18 protein-coding genes and 1 pseudogene are annotated in these 21755 nt (G+C 44.0%); 3 read left to right on the top strand and 16 right to left on the bottom strand.

The genetic code is table 11. The annotated features are described in order from the left end of the window. Positions 1-172: 172 nt before the first annotated feature. Together F6K49_RS22005 and F6K49_RS22010 are read right to left on the bottom strand one after the other, a co-directional pair. Positions 173-652 carry a Dps family protein gene (locus tag F6K49_RS22005; RefSeq protein WP_293100087.1) on the bottom strand — a complete coding sequence of 160 codons (480 nt, stop codon included), beginning with the start codon at positions 650-652 and terminating at the stop codon, positions 173-175. A 137-nt stretch (positions 653-789) separates the two neighbouring features. Next, a complete protein-coding gene (locus F6K49_RS22010; protein WP_075895955.1) occupies positions 790-1053 on the bottom strand; it encodes a sulfiredoxin in 264 nt (87 codons plus the stop codon). A gap of 183 nt (positions 1054-1236) precedes the next feature. Here F6K49_RS22010 and F6K49_RS22015 point away from each other — a divergent pair, with 183 nt between their 5' ends. Next, positions 1237-2277 carry an agmatinase family protein gene (locus F6K49_RS22015; RefSeq protein WP_293100090.1) on the top strand — a complete coding sequence of 347 codons (1041 nt, stop codon included), beginning with the start codon at positions 1237-1239 and terminating at the stop codon, positions 2275-2277. Between the two features lie 130 nt (positions 2278-2407). On the opposite strand, the gene speY is transcribed toward F6K49_RS22015, so the two are convergent. Continuing rightward, entirely contained in the window at positions 2408-3517 is a 1110-nt protein-coding gene (gene speY / locus F6K49_RS22020; protein ID WP_293100093.1) for a deoxyhypusine synthase, read from the bottom strand. A gap of 265 nt (positions 3518-3782) precedes the next feature. After that, positions 3783-5930 carry a biosynthetic arginine decarboxylase gene (gene speA, locus F6K49_RS22025; RefSeq protein WP_293100097.1) on the bottom strand — a complete coding sequence of 716 codons (2148 nt, stop codon included), beginning with the start codon at positions 5928-5930 and terminating at the stop codon, positions 3783-3785. Between the two features lie 64 nt (positions 5931-5994). On the opposite strand from speA, the gene F6K49_RS22030 reads away from it, so the two are divergent. Then, positions 5995-6579, top strand: coding sequence for a hypothetical protein (locus F6K49_RS22030; protein ID WP_293100101.1), 585 nt, complete (start codon positions 5995-5997; stop codon positions 6577-6579). 76 nt (positions 6580-6655) lie between these two features. On the opposite strand, the gene F6K49_RS22035 is transcribed toward F6K49_RS22030, so the two are convergent. From F6K49_RS22035 to F6K49_RS22090, 12 genes and pseudogenes are all read right to left on the bottom strand, one after another. After that, complete coding sequence (locus F6K49_RS22035) at positions 6656-9178, bottom strand: CHAT domain-containing protein (RefSeq protein ID WP_293100104.1); 2523 nt, start codon at positions 9176-9178, stop codon at positions 6656-6658. A gap of 470 nt (positions 9179-9648) precedes the next feature. Then, positions 9649-9783: a hypothetical protein gene (locus F6K49_RS22040; protein WP_293100107.1), complete on the bottom strand. Its 135-nt coding sequence runs from the start codon at positions 9781-9783 to the stop codon at positions 9649-9651. 712 nt (positions 9784-10495) lie between these two features. Beyond that, positions 10496-10720, bottom strand: coding sequence for a hypothetical protein (locus F6K49_RS22045; protein WP_293100110.1), 225 nt, complete (start codon positions 10718-10720; stop codon positions 10496-10498). Beyond that, positions 10717-12486 carry a S8 family peptidase gene (locus F6K49_RS22050; RefSeq protein ID WP_293100113.1) on the bottom strand — a complete coding sequence of 590 codons (1770 nt, stop codon included), beginning with the start codon at positions 12484-12486 and terminating at the stop codon, positions 10717-10719. Before F6K49_RS22050 ends, F6K49_RS22045 begins: the two co-directional genes overlap by 4 nt. A 643-nt stretch (positions 12487-13129) precedes the next feature. Then, complete coding sequence (locus tag F6K49_RS22055; protein WP_293100116.1) at positions 13130-13756, bottom strand: 2OG-Fe(II) oxygenase family protein; 627 nt, start codon at positions 13754-13756, stop codon at positions 13130-13132. Beyond that, positions 13692-13955: a 2-oxoglutarate and iron-dependent oxygenase domain-containing protein gene (locus F6K49_RS22060; RefSeq protein ID WP_293100119.1), complete on the bottom strand. Its 264-nt coding sequence runs from the start codon at positions 13953-13955 to the stop codon at positions 13692-13694. The genes F6K49_RS22055 and F6K49_RS22060 overlap by 65 nt, the downstream gene beginning before the upstream one ends. A 145-nt stretch (positions 13956-14100) precedes the next feature. Continuing rightward, positions 14101-14835, bottom strand: a complete 735-nt coding sequence (locus F6K49_RS22065) for a sulfotransferase family protein (protein ID WP_293100122.1) — start codon at positions 14833-14835, stop codon at positions 14101-14103. Between the two features lie 94 nt (positions 14836-14929). Further along, positions 14930-15889, bottom strand: a complete 960-nt coding sequence (locus F6K49_RS22070; RefSeq protein ID WP_293100125.1) for an NAD(P)-dependent oxidoreductase — start codon at positions 15887-15889, stop codon at positions 14930-14932. A 101-nt stretch (positions 15890-15990) separates the two neighbouring features. Then, the gene (locus tag F6K49_RS22075; RefSeq protein WP_293100129.1) at positions 15991-16716 is read right to left on the bottom strand and encodes a class I SAM-dependent methyltransferase; all 726 of its coding nucleotides are present in this window, start codon (positions 16714-16716) and stop codon (positions 15991-15993) included. A 204-nt stretch (positions 16717-16920) separates the two neighbouring features. Continuing rightward, positions 16921-17205 (bottom strand): hypothetical protein, encoded by a 285-nt coding sequence (locus F6K49_RS22080; RefSeq protein WP_293018083.1) that lies wholly within the window; start codon positions 17203-17205, stop codon positions 16921-16923. A gap of 115 nt (positions 17206-17320) precedes the next feature. Further along, positions 17321-18717: pseudogene (locus tag F6K49_RS22085) on the bottom strand (transposase). Positions 18718-18876: 159 nt separating this feature from the next. Continuing rightward, entirely contained in the window at positions 18877-19566 is a 690-nt protein-coding gene (locus F6K49_RS22090; protein ID WP_293100134.1) for a class I SAM-dependent methyltransferase, read from the bottom strand. A gap of 921 nt (positions 19567-20487) precedes the next feature. On the opposite strand from F6K49_RS22090, the gene F6K49_RS22095 reads away from it, so the two are divergent. After that, positions 20488-21552, top strand: a complete 1065-nt coding sequence (locus tag F6K49_RS22095) for an Mrp/NBP35 family ATP-binding protein (protein WP_293100147.1) — start codon at positions 20488-20490, stop codon at positions 21550-21552. Positions 21553-21755: the final 203 nt, after the last annotated feature.

A 21755-nucleotide genomic window follows, 5' to 3' on the forward strand; every position in this document is an offset into this window, starting at 1 on the left:
TGTTAACGGCCTTCGAGGAAGGGAACGATAAATTTGCCCAAAATCCCGAGTATTAGTCCAAAATTCTCCCCATCTCCCCATCTCCCCATCTCCCCATCTATTTTTTGCGAGAATGAAACAGCCCTGCTTTTTTAAGGGGGGCTAGGGGGGATCTATGTACATAATTACAAGCTTATTTTAAAATACTGCGCAGCATCCAAGCCGTTTTTTCGTGTATGCTCATGCGTTCGGTCAACAGGTCAGCTGTGGACTCATCGTTAGCACGTTCAGCGGCTGGGAAAACAGACCGTGCAGTTCGTACCACTGCCTCATTCGCTTCCACTAGCAAGCGCACCATTTCCTCAGCCTCCGGAACATCGCTGGTTTCTGGGATGGAGGATAATTGCGCATACTGACTGTAGCTACCAGGAGCAGGATAGCCTAGGGTACGAATCCGCTCTGCTACCGCATCCACTGCTAAAGCCAACTCATTGTACTGTTGCTCAAACATCAGGTGTAGGGAGTTGAACATTGGTCCGGTAACATTCCAGTGGAAGTAATGGGTCTTCAGGTATAGGGTATAAGTGTCCGCTAGCAGACGAGACAGTCCCTCAGCAATCTCTTTGCGGTCTTGTTCATCAATACCAATATTGACAGGTACAATCGTTGCCATAGTACTCTCCTAAAGGTTCCTACTCAAAACTAATAGTAGCGACGGTCAGCTTTAAACAGACTAATTTTAAGCAATTCTGGTTTATTTGGAAATTATTCCAAGGTATGAACCTATTTTTGTCCCAAAATTGCTAATTTTCAGGCTAAATGCCGTTTTAAGACCGACCGAGGAGCGCGACGCACGCGGCACTTAATGGTTTTTTTTCCTAAACGCTGGTGTGCTTCGTAACGGTGGCAACCGGAAAAACCATAGTATTGCCCATCTACTTCTAACACATCAATGGGTTCGAGCAAACCCTCTTTGGCAATTGATTCCATTAGCGCCGCCACCTTGTTTGGATCATTTTGTCGTGGTAGAGGACGGCGGATTTGCTCTAGGGGAATTTCTTTGATATCTACCATAGTGCTAGTAATTTTTCAATTTAGTTTTGATGGTAATAGTGTTAGGGATTAGGGGTTAGGGCTTGGGTTAAGGGTTTTAGTACCTAATGTAAGTGTGCCTAATCTAAGCATTGCTAATCCCTAATACCAGGATTCCCGTAGGGACGAGGTTCGGGTAGAATAGGAAAAATTAACCAAGGGCTAATGAATAAAGCCAGTTTTAATCCTAATGAGATTACTGTGCCCAATGGCTGCTTCTTTGGCTTGCCCTATTCGGTTGAGGAGGCTTCAATAGTTTTCCTCCCTGTTCCTTGGGACGTGACCACATCTTACCGAGAGGGGGCAGCAAACGGTCCCCAAGGGATAATAGAAGCTTCGGTACAGTTAGATTGGTACGACTTTGATGTACCCCAAGCTTGGGAAACGAGGTGCGGGACTATACCGATTAACTCAGCTATCCAAGACCAAAATCGTGCCATGAGGTTGATAGCTAAAGAGATTATTCAGTATTTAGAAGCTGGTGGCAATGTGGATGATGATGCGATCGCAAAACAGTTAGCCATCGTTAATACTGCCTGTGCTGCTCTCTATAACTGGGTTTACACTCAAGCACTGGAACTGCTGCAGCAAGGCAAGCTGGTTGGCATAGTCGGTGGCGATCACAGTGTTCCTCTTGGGTTAATGAAAGCCCTAACACAGCAACACCAGGAATACGGCATTTTACAAATTGATGCCCATGCCGATCTCCGGCAAGCCTATGAAGGGTTTACTTATTCCCATGCCTCGATCATGTACAATGCCCTGACCCTACCTCAGATTAATCGTTTAGTTCAGGTTGGCATCCGAGATGTTTGTGAAGAGGAAATGGCAATGGCAAAGAGCGATCGCCGGATTGTAGTGTTTGATGACTGGCAGCTCAAAGCTAACACTTACGAAGGTATAACCTGGGCAGCCCAGTGCCAGGAAATTATTGCTAATTTACCTAATAAAGTTTATATTAGCTTTGACATTGACGGATTGAATCCCACCTATTGTCCCAATACAGGTACTCCTGTGCCGGGAGGATTGGAATTTAACGAGGCAATTTATTTAGTGCGATCGCTAGTCCAAGCTGGCAAAACTATTATTGGTTTTGATCTGTGCGAAGTTGCTCCCGGAGACTCTGGAGATCAGTGGGATGGTAATGTTGGGGCTAGAATTTTGTACAAGCTTGCCTGTTTGACGAGGTATAGGAATACTTTATAGCAGTTATCAATTGGGTCAGGTAAAAAGTTCTAGGTTTTAGGGAGTAGGGAGTAGGGAGTAGGGAGTAGTGATGCATCGCTCTTTCCTAAAGTTCCCTGTTCCGAGATCCGCTGTTCCCATAAATCCTAATTCACCTGACTGCTGTAGCCTGGGTAGCCAAATGTGCCTCTTTCAACTGCTCCAGTAAAGCTTTTCGTTGGTCATAGAGGCGTTTTAGAGGACGAGGCGCTACCTTAGCTAGGCAGTAAGCTGTCAGTAGGGGCATAGCAATAGTCGAGTCGCAATAAACCACTACTGTTTCTGATAACTTTTGTGGATCAAGCTTGCACCAAGAGACCGCCTCCGATGGAGTTGCTCCTGACAAACCCCCTGTGTCTGGGCGGGCATCAGTTACCTGAAGAAAGTAATCATGCCCCTTCTCATCAATACCCAAGACTTCTTGAAGATACGGTTCCGTCTGCAACATGAAATTTTTCGGCGAGCCACCTCCCAAGATCCAAATCCCACTGGCTCCCCCATGGTTTTTAGCTGCCAGCACAATTGCTGCCGTTTCATTCACATCCAAGGACACATCAATGATTGGTCCAGTTCCCTGCAACCCTAGCGCTGCTAAATTCATCCCAATCGAACTATCTCCAGGGCTGGAGGTATAGATGGGGACTCCTAACCGATAAGCTGCCGCCAGCAGGGATTGGTGTTTTAGTCCCAATGTCTGCTCCCGTGCAGCAATGTACTTACCGCAGAGGTAGTGAAACTCTGCCGTTCCCATTCGAGACTTAAACTCAGGCTGTTCAATGATCTGACGAAAGAACTTATCCGTTGATAGCAGCACGTCATAATCGAAGAAAATGTCATAGATCCGGACAACCCCTTCTTTCTGCAATACCACATCACTAATATCGTGCCGCCCTTGATGAAGTTCCAATCCGATGCCAAAATGAGTGTCGTGGTAGAGATTGGCTCCCGTAGATACTATCCAATCGACAAACCCTGCCTCCATCAGTGGTATCACTGCGGCCATTCCTAACCCTGCGGGGGTTAATGCTCCTGTCAAACTTAAACCCACGGTTACGTTGGCTTGCAACATCCGCTCTACCAATAATTGACAGCCTTCTCGTAATCGACCGGAATTGTAGGCTAGAAACGTCTGGTCGATCAACTCTGTGATTGGGATTCCTGCCGTAATCGGACCCGGAGCGATTTTACGCCCTTGCAAAAAGCGATTTTCTTTGGTGGGCATGTTAGTCAAATCACTCGATAAAACTTGCACTTCACGACGGTTCTAACTTAAAGATAAACATTGTTTATTGTCAAGGTTCATGGTTCAGGATTCATGGCAAAGATTACCTTAGCGCTTGTCTGTGCCATCAATCATATATCCATCGCTTTGGCTGTAGGGAGTACAATGAAATGCTTTTCTTCAGCAGAACTTACCGAAAACTGAGCACCAAACCCTATAAGTTGTAGGAAACCCAACAATTCGAGTTACTGGGTAACTCCTGAGCTTAGGAACTCAAATAGGTATAACTCCTCAAACTCCGCTCATAATTTTGCAGCAGCCGTTGAGATTCTGCCAAAGTAATTCGGTTCTGTTGCAACGCCTGTTCTGTGAGGCGGCGCATACCTTCCACCAAATCTTCAGCATCATACTGCACATAACCCAAAACTTCCGTAATTGTATCTCCCTTAAGCACGTGTTCAATTTCATACCCTCTGGGGCTTAATTTGATGTGAACTGCATTACTATCACCAAAAAGATTGTGTAAATTCCCCATAATCTCTTGGTAGGCACCGACTAGGAAGAAACCCAAATAGTAGGGTTCTTTGGATTTGGGATTTGGGATTTGGGATTTGGAATTGGAAATTCTCTCTGGCTCCTCGGCTTTGCGCAAAGGATGTAGTTCCAGCAACGATTTAACATCCCGCAGGTCAATAAATTGGTCAATCTTACCATCACTATCGCAGGTAAGGTCAGCCAGGATAGCCCTTTGGGTTGGTTCTTCATCCAACCGATGAATGGGCATAATCGGAAATAGCTGGTTAATTCCCCAGCAATCTGGCACTGATTGGAAGACTGATAGGTTGACATAGTAAATTGATGCCATGATCGTTTCCAGGTCTGCTAGATCATCGGGAACATAGTCTTGTGTCCTGATAATTTCCCGAATCTTCTGACAGCACGCCCAATAAAGCTGCTCGGCTTTAGCCCGCTGAGTAATGCTCAGATAGCCTAAACTAAACAGGCTTTTTGCTTCTTGGTTAAGCTCGATGGCATCATGATAGGCTTCCTGGTAGTTCTCAAGGTCGATAGTACAGTAAGTTTCCCAAAGATTCCGAATAATTAGATGGTCTTGTTCCGTTGTCAGTGGAGGGGATTGAGATTCGACATCACTGGTACTCAAAACATCAAAGATCAGGACTGATTGATGGGATGCGATCGCACGACCACTTTCACTAATCAGTGTTGGTGCTGGAATTTGATGTTCCTCACAAGCATCCTTCACCGCAGCCACAATGTCATTAGCATAGTTCTGCATGTTGTAGTTTTTGGAGGCATGGAAGTTCGTTTTCGAGCCATCGTAATCCACTGCCAAGCCACCACCTACATCTAGATACTGCATATTCACCCCTAATCCCTTCAGCTCAGCATAAATTTGGCTGGCTTCGCGAATAGCATCTTTAATTACGCTAATGGCAGAGATTTGAGAGCCGATGTGGAAGTGCAACAGCTGCAATGACTCAAGCATCCCAGCCTCCCGTAGCTGGTCAATGGCTTGGAGTATTTCTGGAATTTTCAGGCCAAATTTAGCTTTATCTCCTACAGAGTTTCCCCAACGACCCATGCTTTGTGTACTCAGTTTGGCTCGCACCCCCAGCACTGGTGTGATGCTTCCTAACGAAGCCGCCACCTCAATGATTAGCTGCACTTCCTCTAGCTGTTCTAGGACAATTATCGGATTATGTCCCAATCGCCTAGCTAAAAGGGCAGTTTCAAGATACTCCCGGTCTTTGTAGCCGTTACAAATAATTAGGGAATCCGGAGTGAGCAATGTTGCTAGAGCAATCATCAATTCAGGTTTAGAACCGACTTCTAAACCAAATTGATAAGGTTGACCAAAATACACGACATCCTCTACCACATGTCGATGCTGGTTGCATTTAACTGGAAACACTCCCTGGTAACGACCAGGGTATTTGTAGCGACTAATGGCTTGGGCAAAACAGGCGTTTAATTGCTCTATCTGGTCTGCCAAAATATCTGAAAAATGGATTAGTAATGGTAGTCCCAAGTTGCGCTGCTTCAGGGATTCTACCAGTTCCAACAAATCCAACGAGCCGCCGCCATTGCCTTTAGGGGACACCATGATATGACCAGCAGTGTTAATGGCAAAGTAGGGTTCTCCCCAGCCTTGGATCTGATAAAGCTCCTCACTTTTCTCAATTGTCCAAGATTGAGAGGTCTTGTGATCTTGGTTATGGTTTTGGTTATGCTTAGGGATTGGAGAACAGGATGAGTCTATCAACTTAACACCATAATCTGTAGGATTTTGAGTCGAGATCCCTGTAGTAGTCTCAGTAGTAGTCTCAGGGTTTAAATACTCTTGAAACTGGGATTTACGCTGTAGTGTCACCAATAACCTCCTTAAAGACATTGGTCGAACTGACTAGCCATGCTAAAATGCCGTCAGCGTGTTTTTTAACTAATCGTGAGCGTCGATGTCTAAACCATCTGGTCATCAGGCTCAAAAGCAAGATTATTTCCAGTCCATCCAAACGCTAATATACAATCATCAGATTGCTGTTTGGGTTGGGCTTTGGGTTGTTATGGTCTTAGCCGGTAGCATAGCAACTATGGGTCTGATTGATCCTGGACCGATTGAAGAAGAAGCCAATAATCCACAACCAGCTCTGGCCCAACTGCGGGCATCAGCGGCAAAAGAGGCTGTGCCACTGTCTTTGTTTGGTGTTGTTGCTATAGGCTGCGCCAGCGGTTGCTTATTGCTTACTCAGGCTCTAAAATTTTCAAGCCGGAAAACGAAACCGAAAAGACCGATAACATCTAGTGTCAGCAGTAGAAGGCGACGCCGTAATTCTAGACGCCGTAAGGCGACTCGCAAACAACAACCAGTCAAATCAGTACCATTATTACCATCACAAAACAGTAGCGATGACCAACAGACCGAGGTAACGGTTTTGCCACCAGAGCCTACTGATCAGACCAATGCTCAAGACGAGACTCTTGCCAACATGATGGATATGCGTAAGCGCCGCTCTCTGTCTTCCTTGATGCGGGATCAGTAATCAGCCGAGGCTAGTGGTGATTTAATTTGCCCTTAATTTGCCCTTTGTTCACTCTTGACGGTTGACGCAAAACCCGTCAATTGTTAGAAGTTCTAACCTCTAACAGGGATTGCCAATCTTTAATCGCTTGCTGTGACCAAAGCCAGTTCTTGCTCAAGGCATCAGGTTGGAAGTTAATCGGATCGTTGGTGAGCACATGTTGCCGTAGCTTGAGGGATTGTTGGGACAAACTCGCCCGCTTAGATCCGTTTTGTTCTTGAGCCGATTTCCACGACCCTAGCGCTAAGCCAGCATAGGTATTCAATTTTTGGGAATTGGTGGATTTTCCAGATCCAACTGTTGTAGATTTCTTGTTGCTACTCCTGTACAATGCGTCATACCAAGCTTGGTTAGCTCGCTCGTATTTGCCTTCAGCGTAATAGGCAAACCCTAGGGCATTACGGTAAGTCCAAGAGTCAGGTTCTTGTTTGACTGCTCTTTGCCAATAACGTCTGACATCATCAAGACTGTATTCATCGGAGCGGGTCTGGATCGACTGCCATGCCAGACGACCTCTTAAGAAACTCACCATTGACTGATTCAATTGTTCTGAGGGAACTTCCTGAAGGGCAGCAGAAGCATCGGGTAATGCACCCCGGTCTAGCAATGCCGTTACAGCTTCGGTTCCTCGAATAATATTACCCTTACTGAATGCTTCAATTGCGATCGCTGTGACGATGTTGGTTTTAGCATTTGTCAAAGTTGGGTAATCACCAGGTGTCTCCGAACCTGGTGGTAATTGTGTCCCTACCTCAGAACCAGGAGGCTTCTGGAAAAACCAAACGCCCAAAAGTACTAAGGCAAGAGTTCCCGTTGCTCCTAGTCCGATCCACAATGGTGAACCTGGTAACCTTGAACCCTTCTGTTTAGGATTAGTGACCTTTTTAGCCTCAACTTCTGCCGTAGTATCCTCAGGCTTTGGAGCTAATTGGGTTGAACCATCGCTAGACAAAGCCGCTGTCAGGGTTGCGGCTGAAGCTTTCCTAGGAGCAGGGAGTTGGCTTGGGGTATGGACTGGTAAGTTCTTCTGAGCAGTGTCTGAGTAAGGGTTTTCGGATAACCCCTCTAAATTCGATGCTGCTATTTTTGATTCCCCACCCTGAGCCTCTGTATTCAGCTGATCCAGCAATCCCTTAATGAAAGCAGCGGGATCGTCTGCTTCTAGTTCATGGGATTCTAAACCCTGTGGTACACCAGTGAGACTTTCATGGTCATACTCAGCTTCTCCCCTAGAGACAAGAGCTGACTCTTCCTCAAATTCTGAGAATGTGGTATGATCAGATTCTGTTGGTGGCGTAAAAAACGCCTCTTCTGGGTCTAACCCGACAGAGGTCTCATGAGGATCGGGCAGGGTAAATATTTGAGTTCGGTCATAACTCTGGTCATCATTGGTCAGGAAACCATCAAATTCCGGATGCAGATAGAGAACAGGTAATGCCCAATAAAGCTGGTTCGAGCCATAAGCAGAAATCAGTCCTTGTCTAGCTCGCGAGAGGCTTAGGTCAATGGGATAACCCTGGTTGATGTTACGGTATAATAATCGGGTTAGGGTCAGGGCTACCTCATCGGGAATACGCTCTGCCATGGCTAGAACACCAGGAATACCCCGCTTAACCAGTGCTTGGGCGAGATTTTGATCGTTACCGTTTTCCTGGCTATCTGAAACAGCTGTATGAGCACCACGACAGGAGTTGAATACAGCCAGCTGGACACCATTATTAACTAACAATCCCGCTAGATCATCACCCCTTACGGTCTCTGTCAAACCAGTTTTTTTACTAACCAGGTAAACATCACCACCTGATTCCCCTAGGTTAGAGTGACCAGCATAGTGGAAGACTTGATATTTTCCTTGTTCCAGGGCTTGGGTTAACTGTTCCCGTCCTGGCTGTTCCAGAATGGTCAGATGAATCGCTGGGGGTCCATTGGGTGAACGATGGCGGAGTTCTTCTTTGAGGTGAGATGCTTCTTGTAAGAGTTCTAAACTTTCTTGATCACTTGGACCGGCGATCACCATCAAAATTTTCAGAGGTTGATTCGGTGGAGACAAAGGCTTCGGAACTGGTCTAATCAAGCCTTTGGTCATCTGGTAGCGGGAGAAAGCCACATCAGTTCCTGTGGCTAGGGGGCGATCCCCAGCATGGAGGACTTCCCAAGGTAGGCGGGGTAATTCTGTGCCTTTCAATCCCAGACGCAGCCGCAAAACCGACCGTTGATTTTGAGCGATCGCTTGCGCCATCATCCAGCTATCCCGCAAGCTTCCTTTAAATAGGGCATTGTATAGCTCCTGACCCAAGGCAACTAAGTTTAAAGAGGATTGAGAGTACGGTTCTCCCCAAGATGGCATGGCAAAACTGCCATCCACCCCAGCTGCCCTACCCTGCAGGACACTAAATAGGGGGTCATTCATCAGTTGCTTGGCCTGGGTTAACCATTCTTCTACCGGCCAACTGACTTGTTCTTCTGCCAATGAGACTCCCGGTGCCACTCGTTCGATGCGCACCAGATAATCATCATGTTTTCCTAAGGGGGTTACGGAGATATGGAATTCCTGTGCCACTGTTGCCCAATTTTGCTCAATTTCAAGGGATCAATTTTGCTCATAGTGACGAGCTTTGGCTGAAGGTTTAAAAATTCTTGAATATTTGTTTACTATTTGCTTATTGAGGAGTATTCCTTTAGGGGAAAATTCTTGTTGGCTCATGGTATTGATGCCGTTTTTTATTTAAGGTTTCCAAGGCATACTCTGTTAATTGTTGTGAATCAGAAAATTTCCTAATTCCAGCATTTGGGTGCCACTTTACCCAGATTTTTCCGGATTGCTATCACCAATCTCGGAAAAGTGAAATGGTAGATGCACCCTGATTGACACCCCCGGTTCACTTTGGTGAGCTGGGGATTTTTTTTCACTGGGTGGTAAGGTGTTACCCACTCTATCTAGCCATCTCTATAGATTTAGTTTGCTTGCTCCTTTTCCTCTAAACACCAACTGATTAAGCGATGCAGAGGTGCGACCCGTGGCGAATTTAATTACGGGTCAAGGGCACCTAAGCGGTCTTGGGGAGGCAGAGGTGCGACCCGTGGCGAATTTAATTCGACGACTGTAAGCGCACCTAAGCGGTCTTGGGGGTTCCCCCCATGAGCGACTGCCGTGGTTTCCCCCATGAGCGACTGCATCAAGACACAGTCTTAAGCACTTAAAACAGGTGAAATTGCTTTGGCAACCAGCTAATTTCCCCTTTGGTAATTGGTACTCATACCCAGCAGTGGATGTACTGAATCAGTAAGGTTTCCAGGAGAAAGGATTAGGGTTAGGTTGATCGATACTTATGATAAGCGTGTTACCAACTAGCTTAACATCTGAAATTTTCCCCAAGATACTCCTTTGGGGTTTCATCACTGTCTGCAGAGCATTTTAGTCAGCCTGACCCTCAACTTTGCTAATTCAGGTCAACAGTGGCTAATCCTTGGTATTAAGCAGTTTGTCAGTCTTAGGGAGAAGCTCTAGGTGTATTGTTTGAGCTTTATTATGGTTTTTGTAAAGATTTTGACAAGACTCGGTAATTACCGAGTCTTGGGATTTCACCCCATCGGTAGATGATTTTTGACCATAGCTTTTAGGGAGCTAGGGTCGATGGGTGATGGGGTGATCGGGAAATAGGGATATCCGGAGCATCTTAACTTGTCAAGACTAATGCACAAACCCCCTTATCGACGATAATTACAGGGATTTCAGCCTTTAATTTATAACTAGAAAGCGGGCTTTAAGGGTCTTGATGGGTAAGTCCTGATGTCAGCTATCAGCCGTCAGCTGACGGCTGATAGCTGATAGCTGAATACTTACGTCCTGATTGTCTTCCTTTAAGAGATAAGATCCTCAATCAAGTAACTCAAAAGACTTGATCTCCAAAACCGGACCAATCATCGCAAAGGTCATCACATCCTCTCGCACCTCTCCTGTAACCGTGACCTTCAGTCCCGATTGCTTTAACTGTGCGGGAGTGTCCTTGAGTTCGTAGGTTTCCCCTGAGTCAGAAACCAGTGCCCAGGCTCCTGACCCGATGTCTTTGCGCTCAATCACGCCTTTGATGCTGATCGTCATGCTGATTGTTTCTCCCCTTGAACGGCTAAATAAGCTAGTCCAAAACAGAGCAAGGCATTGGCAATCAGGAACACCCGAGACAAAACCCCGCCTCCAAGCCAGATTAGCTCAGGTGAAACCACAGCACTCACAGCTAGGCAACTGGCCACACCGAGAGCTGAACCAACTGCTAACCACTTCCATTGCGGATGTCCTAACAGTAGCGCGATTAATATAAATGGAATCACAACACTGGCAAATAGAGGGTTGAGAAAACTGCTGCTGCCAATAGCGCTACCCAATTCTGGAATCGAACTGCCCATGACTCGGAAGGGCCATTGGGGTAAGTCAAATATATACAAACCTTTCAGGAAGAATAATCCTGAACTCCCGGCTACTAAGCCAGTGGCAAGGGACCAACTCCAAGTAAAGGGAAAATAATTGCGCAAGAACCAGGCCAGCAGGTAAGAACCTAGTACCATAGCAATCTTCGGCCAGAGGGCGATCACACCACCATCAATCCAAAAGCGAGGATTGAGATAGCCGTTATCCCGTAACCAGCGGAAGAAGTCTTGGAAGGTAATTTGTCCTTTCAGAGCCAGTTTAACCGCAGCACCAGCATCCAATTGTCCAGCACCATAGTGGTTTAGGGGGTCATCTTCTATAGCTCGGGTGGACTGCTTGAGTACATTCAATACATCAGCAGGGTCTTGAATCCCAGTAGCTTTGATTAAAGCTGCCACACCAGCTACGTGAGGCGATGCCATACTGGTGCCTTGGAAGCCAGCAAATACAGGGCTGCCTGTGTCTCCATCAATCGTCTCTTGCAAAATCTTACCATTTTCACTGCCACCAGGGGCTGAGATATCTACCCCAGCACCAAAGTTAGAGTAGGGAGCTTTCAGACCTGCGGAATCAAGGGCAGAAACACCAATAACATGGGGATAGCGGGCAGGATAAGCGGCAGCATTTTGGTTAGAGTTACCAGCAGCAGCCACTAGGACAACACCTTTGTAATAGGCATAGTCGATTGCCTCTGCCATCAGATTGCTTTCACCAGCCCCCCCTAAACTCATATTGATCACATCTGCCCCATGATCAGCGGCAAAGCGAATTGCTTCCGCAATATCAGCCACTGTACCACCACCACTGGCTGCCAATACCTTTAGGGGCATCAGGGTAGCTTCGTAAGCAATTCCGGCAACACCGTAACCATTGTTGGTAGATTGGGCAATGGTACCGGCTACGTGAGTACCGTGACCTTGATCGTCCCATGCTTCAATCCGGTCATTGACAAAGTCGTAGCCTTCAACAAATTCAGTATCTTTCAAATCCGGGACTGCGCTGACCCCGGTGTCAATCACTGCTACTGTTACGCCACTCCCCTTGGTGTCATCCCAGGCAGATTCTACATTAATGCTGCGCAGGTTCCACTGCTTGCCATAGTCAGGGTCATTGGGAACCTCGAAGGCACTATAGGTATAGTTTGGTTCAATATATTCTGTTGCTTGGGATAGTCCTGATTGTTTCAGGGTATTCAGCAGTTGTTTATCTCCTTTTAGGATATAAATGTGATCCGCTGCTGAAAATTCACTATTGAGTTGGGGATTAACCTCGTATTCTTTTGCGATCGCTTGCAATTGCTCATTAAGTTGAGCAGCTGGTATATCTTCCCGGAAGTCGATCACAATCGACTCAAAATTCCCCTGATTTGCCAATCCTTTAAAGTTAAACAGGGCAAAACCCAGCCCTACTACAAACAGACACAGTATCAAAAATTTTCTCATGGCAATCTGTCGCTGGTTTGCGAGTCTTTAATCACCACGATAACTTATATAGCAAAGGAAACAGGGAGTAGGGAGTAGGGAGTAGGGAGTAGGGAGTAGGGAGTAGGGAATATGGCATCAAAAATTATCACAATTGATTTAGGTACCCTATACCAATTTTCAAAAATTGCTAGCTATTAATTCTTGATCAAGGGTGAAGGAGATAATAGGCAACAGGCAAGAGGCACCCACCCCTAACCCCTCCCAGGAGGGGAAGGCAAGAGGCAAGAGGGAAAAAATCCTGTTTAGCTCCTGATTATGACAAGCGCTATAGAAATTGACCCTGTTGTCACCTGCTCAGGTTGTTGGATTTTGAAGGTGAGGGGGATTTTGTGTCTTGGTTATATCAAAATTGACTCAAGTCAGCACCTTTAAGGAAATAAAGAGCTATTTGAGGATTGAGATGGGATTGTACAGATAAAGATTAATGCGATCGCAAAACGTGGGTTCGCAAAACATGGGTTCGCTCAAGCAGGGGACAAGAAGGGGAAAAAGAAGACCGGGTGTCGCGGGTGGGGTTTAGGGGGTATGGTCAACCAGTGAACCAAGGCTGAGGGGGCGACAAGTCAGCTATTATCCCTATAACTTATCTACAAAATCCTGATTACTTTAATTCTTTAGCCCTACCTGCCCCTGTTTTATTCACCCAAATTGAATTAAAGTTTTTCAGCATAATGTCAGTAGCATTGATCTTTTTATTGGTTCCGATCGGTTCAAACGTTGCGTTGACATCTGGATAAACAAAGAAAGGAATCGAAATCCGACTCCTGGAGAGTGTATGAATCACTTCGTGGGGAGTACTCACAAACAAACCATTTGTCCAAAGTTGCAACATATCCCCCAAATTAATCACAAAAGCATCTTCTAAACAGACCGCATCAATCCAGGCATTTTTAGTATAAACCCGCAGGGAAGGAGTGGGAAAATATTCTTGGATTAACACAGTGAAAATACCGTTGTCTGTATGTTTTCCTGCCACACCACTTTCCGAGGGGTAGTAAATAGTTCGATGGATCAGGATTGGATCATCAAAATAAGGCTCAAACCAATCCGGGTCAAGGTTCAAAGCAACAGCCAGTGCCCTAAGAAGGTGGGGAACAATTTTAGTCATAATTTCCCCTTGAAGCTGATAGTGGGATGCAGCAAAACCAGGTGCTACAGTATCATCAGGAATCAAGGTCGGACCAGTAAACGGCTTGTCTGAAGGTGGATGTTCGATTGCCTTGGTCAAAAACTTCCTTGGGATCAGGACCAACATCTTCATGGAAGGTTTCGCCATAAAGGGGAATGTAGCCCCTAGAGGTGTTGGGATAAACGGTTTGTTTGTCTTGGCCATAGGCTTTTTTAATGTCCTCTGGCAACTGGAAAAAGTTACGATTTCTGTCGATGGTTTGTTTAACTAAATCTGCAAAAATACCATGATACTTCAAATATAAAAAACCATGTTATAAGCAGATGTTGTAGAGGCGTTTGTGTTCTTCGTTGCCTGAGTGAGTTTTAAGCATTGAGGTATTTGACTTTTGTTAATTAGATAAATGTAAAAAATTTTTATCTATCTTTTTTTATGAATTTTTATTAAATACAAAGGCGCTGTTCGTAGAGCTTTTGGTAGTAAGGCAAACAAAACTCATAAGCTTGCTTTAAATGTTCATGGTCTTCAATTTTGGCATAATCTTTTTTTTCTCGTTCTTTAAATCCTTGACTAGATTGAGTATAATCATGCCATCCACCTTCCCATTGATTGATTTCAGGTTGAGGCTTAGCTTTCCATGCTAGAGCTTCTTTAATAAAAGAGATACCCACAGCCTCACAATAAGCCTTCACCGTTGCTTCAGGTTTTTGGACTAAATCATCTGAATCTATTAATATTGGAACTTTACCAGTCATTTCGTTCACTGTTTCAAACAGCCTATTTAGTTCAGCATATCCAGTTTCTTCTAAGGTAAAATCAGGCCAATTTTTAAAAATTGACGGCAGAGATTTTTCTGGATTTCTTATTAAAAAAGTATTCTCAAAATTAGACAAAAACTCCGGGTTAGCTATATGGGTAACATAGTAGCCCATGTCTTTAATAAAAACGGGCTTATTTTCAGTTTCTTGCTTTAACTTTGCTAAGATTGAATTAAAACTATTTTCAGGATTTAACTCCGCTTCTGGATAACGGGTAGTGTTACGACGCTCTTGACTGTAGTAAAAAGATAACCCAAAAGGTTCGTCATGTACTGAAAAATCCCCTCTTTCTCGCATCATACGCTCAAATGCAGTAGACGTTGATCGTGGCAATGCCCACAAAGCTAATATTTTATCCATTTTTGTTAATTCACGTATTATTATTTTATGCTTTGGATGAAAGCGCAAATAATTGGGTCACATTCATCCTTCTTTATTATCTATATTTGAAAGCTTAATCCTTACTTACTTGATTAATTTGCAAAGATACTCCTACAATATCTTCTAACAGTTTAACCACAGACATTTCTCCTTTGTCGTGACCATATTTTGCCTGGGCAGACTGAAAAATACTTCTAGCTTGATTTCCCATCATTAAAGGTATATTGTATTGTTGAGCAAGTTCATCAATAAGCCGCAAATCTTTGACACACAGTTTAAGAGTAAAGGATGGATCATAATGTCCTGCAAAGATAGATGGAATATCATGCTGTGCAACCCAACTGTTGCCAGCACTTGCTTTAATCATTTCCGATAAATTAGTAAGTGGAATACCAGCTTTTTCTCCAATAACAAGTGCTTCTCCGATTGCACAAGCATTGATAAACCAGAGCATATTAGTAATTAGCTTAGTTATATTTCCCGTTCCTAAACCTCCTGCATAAAAAATTTGTTCTGCCATGGGTTCAAGAATAGGCTTTGCTTGTTCAAATACCTCAAGCTCACCACCAACGAAAAAGATTAATTCTCCTCTTTCTGCCCCATCTACTGCATTGGTTACGGGTGCCTCCAGTACCTTAACCCCCACAGAAATAGCTTCTTCTGCAATTCGTTGGAATGAGGTGGGAGAATTGGTCGTACAATCAATCCAAGTTGAATTGGGACTTAAACTTTTTAATAGTCCTTTCTCACCCAAAAGAACGCTTTCCACTGCTGCAGGATTGGGTAACATTGTAATCACTGCATCTGTTTGACGAGCAACGACTTCTGGTGATTCTGCCCATTTTGCTCCTTTTTTTATCAGGTTTTCTGCTGATGCCGGACGTAAATCATGCACAACCAAAGAAAAACCTGCTTCAAGTAAATTTCGTGCCATGGGATTTCCCATGTTACCAACACCTATAAAGCCTATTTTATTCATGTTTTTCAATATCCAAACAAAATTTATTTTTGATATTATTAAGCTGATGTGCATTTAAATTGGTTATTACCTGTTCCCACACCCGCTTTTTTCTGTTCCCTGTGATTAGATTAATTGAGGTATCCCAATCTAAATGCTGAACAGCTTAAGCCTGTTTAAATTACTTTATTATAGACATGATATTGCTTACATGCAGTTATATCTTGAAACTCAAAACCACATTCATGCAATAATATTTGAGCCATTGATTCTGGCAAGAGCTGATATTTACAAGTTTGCTTTGCCAAGAGCATTTTATTTCGATGAAAACTATAGTGTTTATCAAACTTATCATAAGGAAGTGGGAATATTTTTTGACTATAAGTTATTTCATCGGGTAAACTTTCTTCATAATCCTGATGAACACCTTGAACACTAAAAATTAAGCTTCCTTGATTGTTCAAGTGATTTGCTACATTATGGAAACTATTGATAATATTTTGTATTTTTGGTAAATGGCTACAAAAAATATAGTCTTTTTCATGGTTGTCAATAAAATACCAAATTCCTCCATTGGAAAAAGCTGCATCAAACTTTTTGCACAAATCCATGGTTAATACATTTTCATGGCGTAAATCAATGTTTTTTGGCAGGCGTTTTTGTGCTTGGATTAACATACTTTCAGTGAAATCAATTCCCACAAAATCAATTTCAGGCAATTTTTCAATTAATTTTTCAGCGACTAATCCGGTTCCGACGCCTAATTCCAGAACAGAATTACATGATTTTAATATGTGAGCTAGAGAATCGGTTTGAGCTTCGTAATCATAATAACCTGCTGTCATCAAAAGATCGTAATATTCGCTAATGCCAGTATATTGATTGACTTGTTCTTTCAACATTTTTTTCCTTAGTTTTTCAGTTTCACTAATCAGCAATTTACATTCGGGTATATTAACAATTTGTCAACTTTGGGGATGACTATTCATACACCGCGATTGCTTAACCCAAAACATAAAGTATCTGCTCTACACCCAATTTCAGAGCTTCTTTTCCATAGGTTTTACCCCCTTGACTGCGGGCACCACTTGTAGCTGTGTCAACAGTTAACATATCATGGTATAATCAAGTCGCTCGCAAAAACATTCGATTTCCAGATTGGGGAAATTCAAAAACTTACCATCGTGCTTGGGTAACAAATCCAAATAGGCAGCAATGTAATCCGGGCCACAATAGTCTTCATTCTCCACATCTTGGTCATAAGCCCTTGACCATTGATCGTAGTATTGCTTAAGATGGTCAGCCTTTCCAGAGAGCTTGTGGACTTCCTTAGTCGCATCAAAACTATTAACTGTCTTGGCACTTTTGGGTTCAGTAATGGTTGTCTTCAAAATAAATACCTCTTGTTGTTGACAACTTTTGACATCTCTGATGTCTAGAGGGCTAGAAAGTAGTTATCAGCCCAACTCCTATCAAGAGAAACCTCTAGTGGGACTTAAACAAAAATCAACCCCAAATGAAGCCTAAACTGGCTTTATAAGCAGCAAACACCTGCCGATTGTGAGTCACCCATATGTGCTTTGCACACGCTACGCGAACAAAGAAACGAAAAGACATAGCTGTACGAAAAGCCTCCAAGGCTTCTGTAAAAGTATTCATTCGCGTAGCGTGGCCTTTGGCCAAGGTTTGGAACGCCCATCGCCTTCGTAATCCCCCAGTTAACTTATGCCAAAGAATAAAAGTGTAGGCACAAAATACTAGTATCAAATGGCGAACTAGACTTATTTTATCCCTGACTTGGTATTCTTTCAACCCTAGCCAACCCTTTGCTTCCCGATAAAATACTTCCACCCAATTTCTTTGAGAGTAGGTCATTACTCCCCACTGTTTTGTTACTTTATCTGAATCAACATTGGTGCTCAAATAATCAATGTCTGTTGCTTCTTCCCAAGAACTAGCATTCATTACGATAGCCATTGTCCTTTCTCCTTCTAGACCAGATATCTGAGCCTTCACTGTTGCCACCCAAACGGTTTTCGATTTATCGTTCGTTGAGTTCAACTTCCTCAAACTCCTCTTTGGATAGGCTTTTTGCTAATTCGTCTATACGTATTTCTATCTCAATATTTAACTCATTTTTTATAATTAATTTCCGTTCGCGTAGCGTGCGCCTTTGGCGCATTTTTTGCCACTCCTCCTAAATACTTTAGATTCCTTTCTTCCAGTTTCTTCAGAAGCGATGCAGCGCGGTCTTGGGGGTTTCCCCCATGAGCGACTGCATCAAGACAAGGTTGTGTTATTGCCATACCCCGCATCAATTAGGACGATTCCCGGACGATATCCTCGGGCTAAACTCCGGTCAATTAACTCTATCCCTAAATCGGGCTTCTTCTTAAATTCTTCATCTTTATTTCCATTGGGTAAGGAAGTCGCGTGTTGATACAACTAATGGTCTAATGGTAAGCTTTTTTTGCCATCGTAAAGATGGGTTGTTACTAAGACTATTCCATTGTCTGTCTTTCCGATTTCTCCGATATATTGCCTTCCCACTCCGAAGCGTCAAGTTACCACTTTTTCGCGAGTCCTGAGTCGTCCAAAATCAATGCAAATCCCCGACTGATCCGAGGAAAGAGAACATTTGTTCATCAACTCTAAACGGCGTTCATTGATTTGACTCCCTGACCAAGGGGCATCGGTTAAGAAATGGTGTAATCGGTTATAAACTACTCCAATCGCGTTATCAGCCATCTGTGTCAGGTTTTTCCTCTCACTTTCCCCTAATAATCCCCCAATGAGCGTGTCTAAACCCGGTTTTTTGAGCCTTCGTTTTGAAGCAATCATCGAAACGCTTGCACCATTTTTCTTTAGCTCGGGGGCATCGCAGAGGGGCTAGTTTCTCTCATGGGGGCAATTTCGACGTGAAACGTTCTTCTATCATACATTATACCCTAATTTTTGTCTTTTTATCGTTTAAGTCCCACTAAGGCGATCATGTTGGGTTTCATTGTTCAACCCAACCTACCGGCTTCGCCACCTATGCTGCTGCGCTTACCATTCAGCCTTTAGCAAACCCTAAAAGCCCAGTAGTGAGCACCTTCTTCAGCAATGTAAGGGCCGTCAATAATGGAGCTGACAAGCTTGGCCTTGTTTTCAGCTTGGAGTTGATCGCAAACCTCTTGAAAATCTGTGCTGTCGTAATAACTTTTACGAGTACTCACAACCACTAATCCCCCCGGCTTAGTAAAGCGAATCATTTCTTCGAGGGCTGTGGGAGGCACATGACCAAGGGTGAAAACTCCGCAACTAATCGCAGCATCATAGCGATTATCCGGGTAGGCTTCGATGGGTTTAGTCATATCGCATCCCCCGGTTAAATTGCGATAAGCCTGGGTTTTTTCAGCTTCTTCAACCATGCCATGGGACAAATCAAACCCATCAACATTTTGATAGCCTTTGCGACGTAACGCCATACCGACAAGGCCTGTCCCACAGCCTGCATCTAAAATTTCGATTTCCGGATTCCGTAAATTCAAAAACTTGCCATCCTGCTTGGGTAACAAATCCAAATAGGCAGCAATGTAATCCGGACCACAATAGTCTTCATTCTCAACATCTTGGTCATAGGCCCTTGACCATTGATCGTAGTATTGCTTGATATCTTCAGCCTTTCCAGAAAGCTTGTGGGCTTCCTTGATCGCATCAAAACTATTAACTGCCTTGGCACTTTTGGGTTCAGCAATGGTTGTCTTCAAAATAAATACCTCTTGTTGTTGACAACTTTTGACATCTCTGATGTCTAGAGGGCTAGAAAGTAGTTATCAGCCCAACTCCTATCAAGAGAAACCTCTAGTGCGGAAGAGTTGGAAAAATTTTAGTCATCATCGGGTGATAAACCCCATGACAACATTGTTTTCCAAAGTCGAACTCCTTTATTTTGGCTAGGGATGGTTGATCAGGATAATCGGAATCATCGTGATCAGAGACCGGACTGGGAGCACAGCTCCACCAGACAACTTCCTTTAAGAGGTCTCTCGTTAAGTCCATATTTATCCCTAGCATTTAGACCTCTTGTAGAATAACATAGTTTGTGCAAGCGACAAAATTTTTGAGCACTTTTGCGATTTCGATCGGGCTGTAATCTAGCTATCACAAGGGAGAGTTGTAGTTTTACAAAATTTTAAGTCGGCCTCGGCGATAGTTTCTCTTCACTATCAACTGGGGGGCAACACCTATAGTATGTATCAATCCCATGAGGTACTTAAGCCGGTGGGTTTTAGGGAGTAGGGAGTAGTGACAGGTTCTATGACATGAAGGAGTTTCACCCATCACCGACTGCATCAAGACAGGGATAATAAACTTGAATGTACTTAATAAGTATAATTAACGCTATAGTATTGATTGACATGAGATTTTATCGGGGTTTACGATTTTATTAAGTACATAGTTTTCAGTTTTCAGGGAGTAGGAATTACCCCTAACCCCCCTTAAGGGTTAGGCTGTGAGTCAAATATAAAAATAATCAAAAATAGTTGGAGACAGTTGGTAACGATCGCCTCAATGGTCTATTTTCTTAGTCTGATTGGGAATCACTGCGCCTCGTAAAAGCTCTACAATCTAACCGTAGCCCCTAACTCGTGGCCTTAGCTCACACACGCTATGCCCGCCTATCTGTCATGCTTGATACAAATTCAGTTTTAGACGTATTACGACCAGTACAAGACCCCGAACTCCAGAAGAGTTTGGTGGAATTAAATATGATCCGCAATGTCAAGGTTGACAACGGTACAGTCAGTTTTACCTTAGTGTTGACCACCCCAGCCTGTCCCTTGCGGGAATTTATTGTAGAGGATTGCCAGAAGGCAGTAAAACAGCTATCGGGAGTAGAAGAGGTAGTGGTGGATGTTACCGCTGAAACACCTCAGCAAAAATCCTTGCCTGACCGCACTGGTATTGAGGGGGTAAAAAATATTTTAGCAATTTCCAGTGGTAAGGGAGGCGTTGGTAAGAGTACTGTTGCGGTAAATGTGGCAGTTGCTTTGGCTCAGTTGGGGGCTAAAGTGGGTCTCCTAGACGCTGATATCTATGGTCCCAATGCTCCAGCCATGCTGGGATTAGCTGATGCCAAAGTCATGGTTCAGAAAGGAAAACAGGGGGATGTGATCGAGCCAGCCTTCAACCACGGTGTCAAGCTAGTGTCCATGGGATTTCTAATTGATCCAGACCAGCCAGTTATTTGGCGCGGACCAATGTTAAATGGGATTATTCGCCAGTTCCTCTATCAGGTAGAGTGGGGTGAATTGGACTATCTGATTGTGGATATGCCACCAGGAACTGGGGATGCTCAGCTAACCTTAGCCCAAGCAGTACCGATGGCAGGAGCCGTAATTGTGACAACACCCCAAAATGTGGCTCTGTTAGACTCCCGCCGAGGGTTGAAAATGTTCGAGCAAATGGGAGTCCCCGTGTTGGGAATCATAGAAAATATGAGTTACTTTATCCCACCAGACTTGCCCGAGCGTCAGTATGACCTGTTTGGCTCTGGAGGAGGTGAAAAAACATCAAAAGAACTAGGTATTCCCTTGCTCGGTTGTATTCCCCTAGAAATTTCCCTACGGCAGGGAGGAGATCAAGGATTGCCCATCGCTGTGGGGAATCCAGAGTCAGCCTCCGCTAAAGCACTGGTAGCGATCGCATCTCAGATTGCTGCCAAAGTTTCCATTGCTGCCCTTTCTAATTAACAAAGGCATAACTGAAAAATAGAAAATGGAAAATCACCATTAACAATTTTCTCAGGGTTAATACCTAATAGCTCATAGCTAATATAGGAACCCTAAATAAATTGTGAGAATTTTTATTCTCTACTCCCTGCTCCCTGCTCCCTGTTCCCTATTCCCTATTCCCTATTCCCTGTTCCCTTTGCTATAGCTCATACCTCATAACT

Source organism: Moorena sp. SIO3I6, from assembly GCF_010672095.1.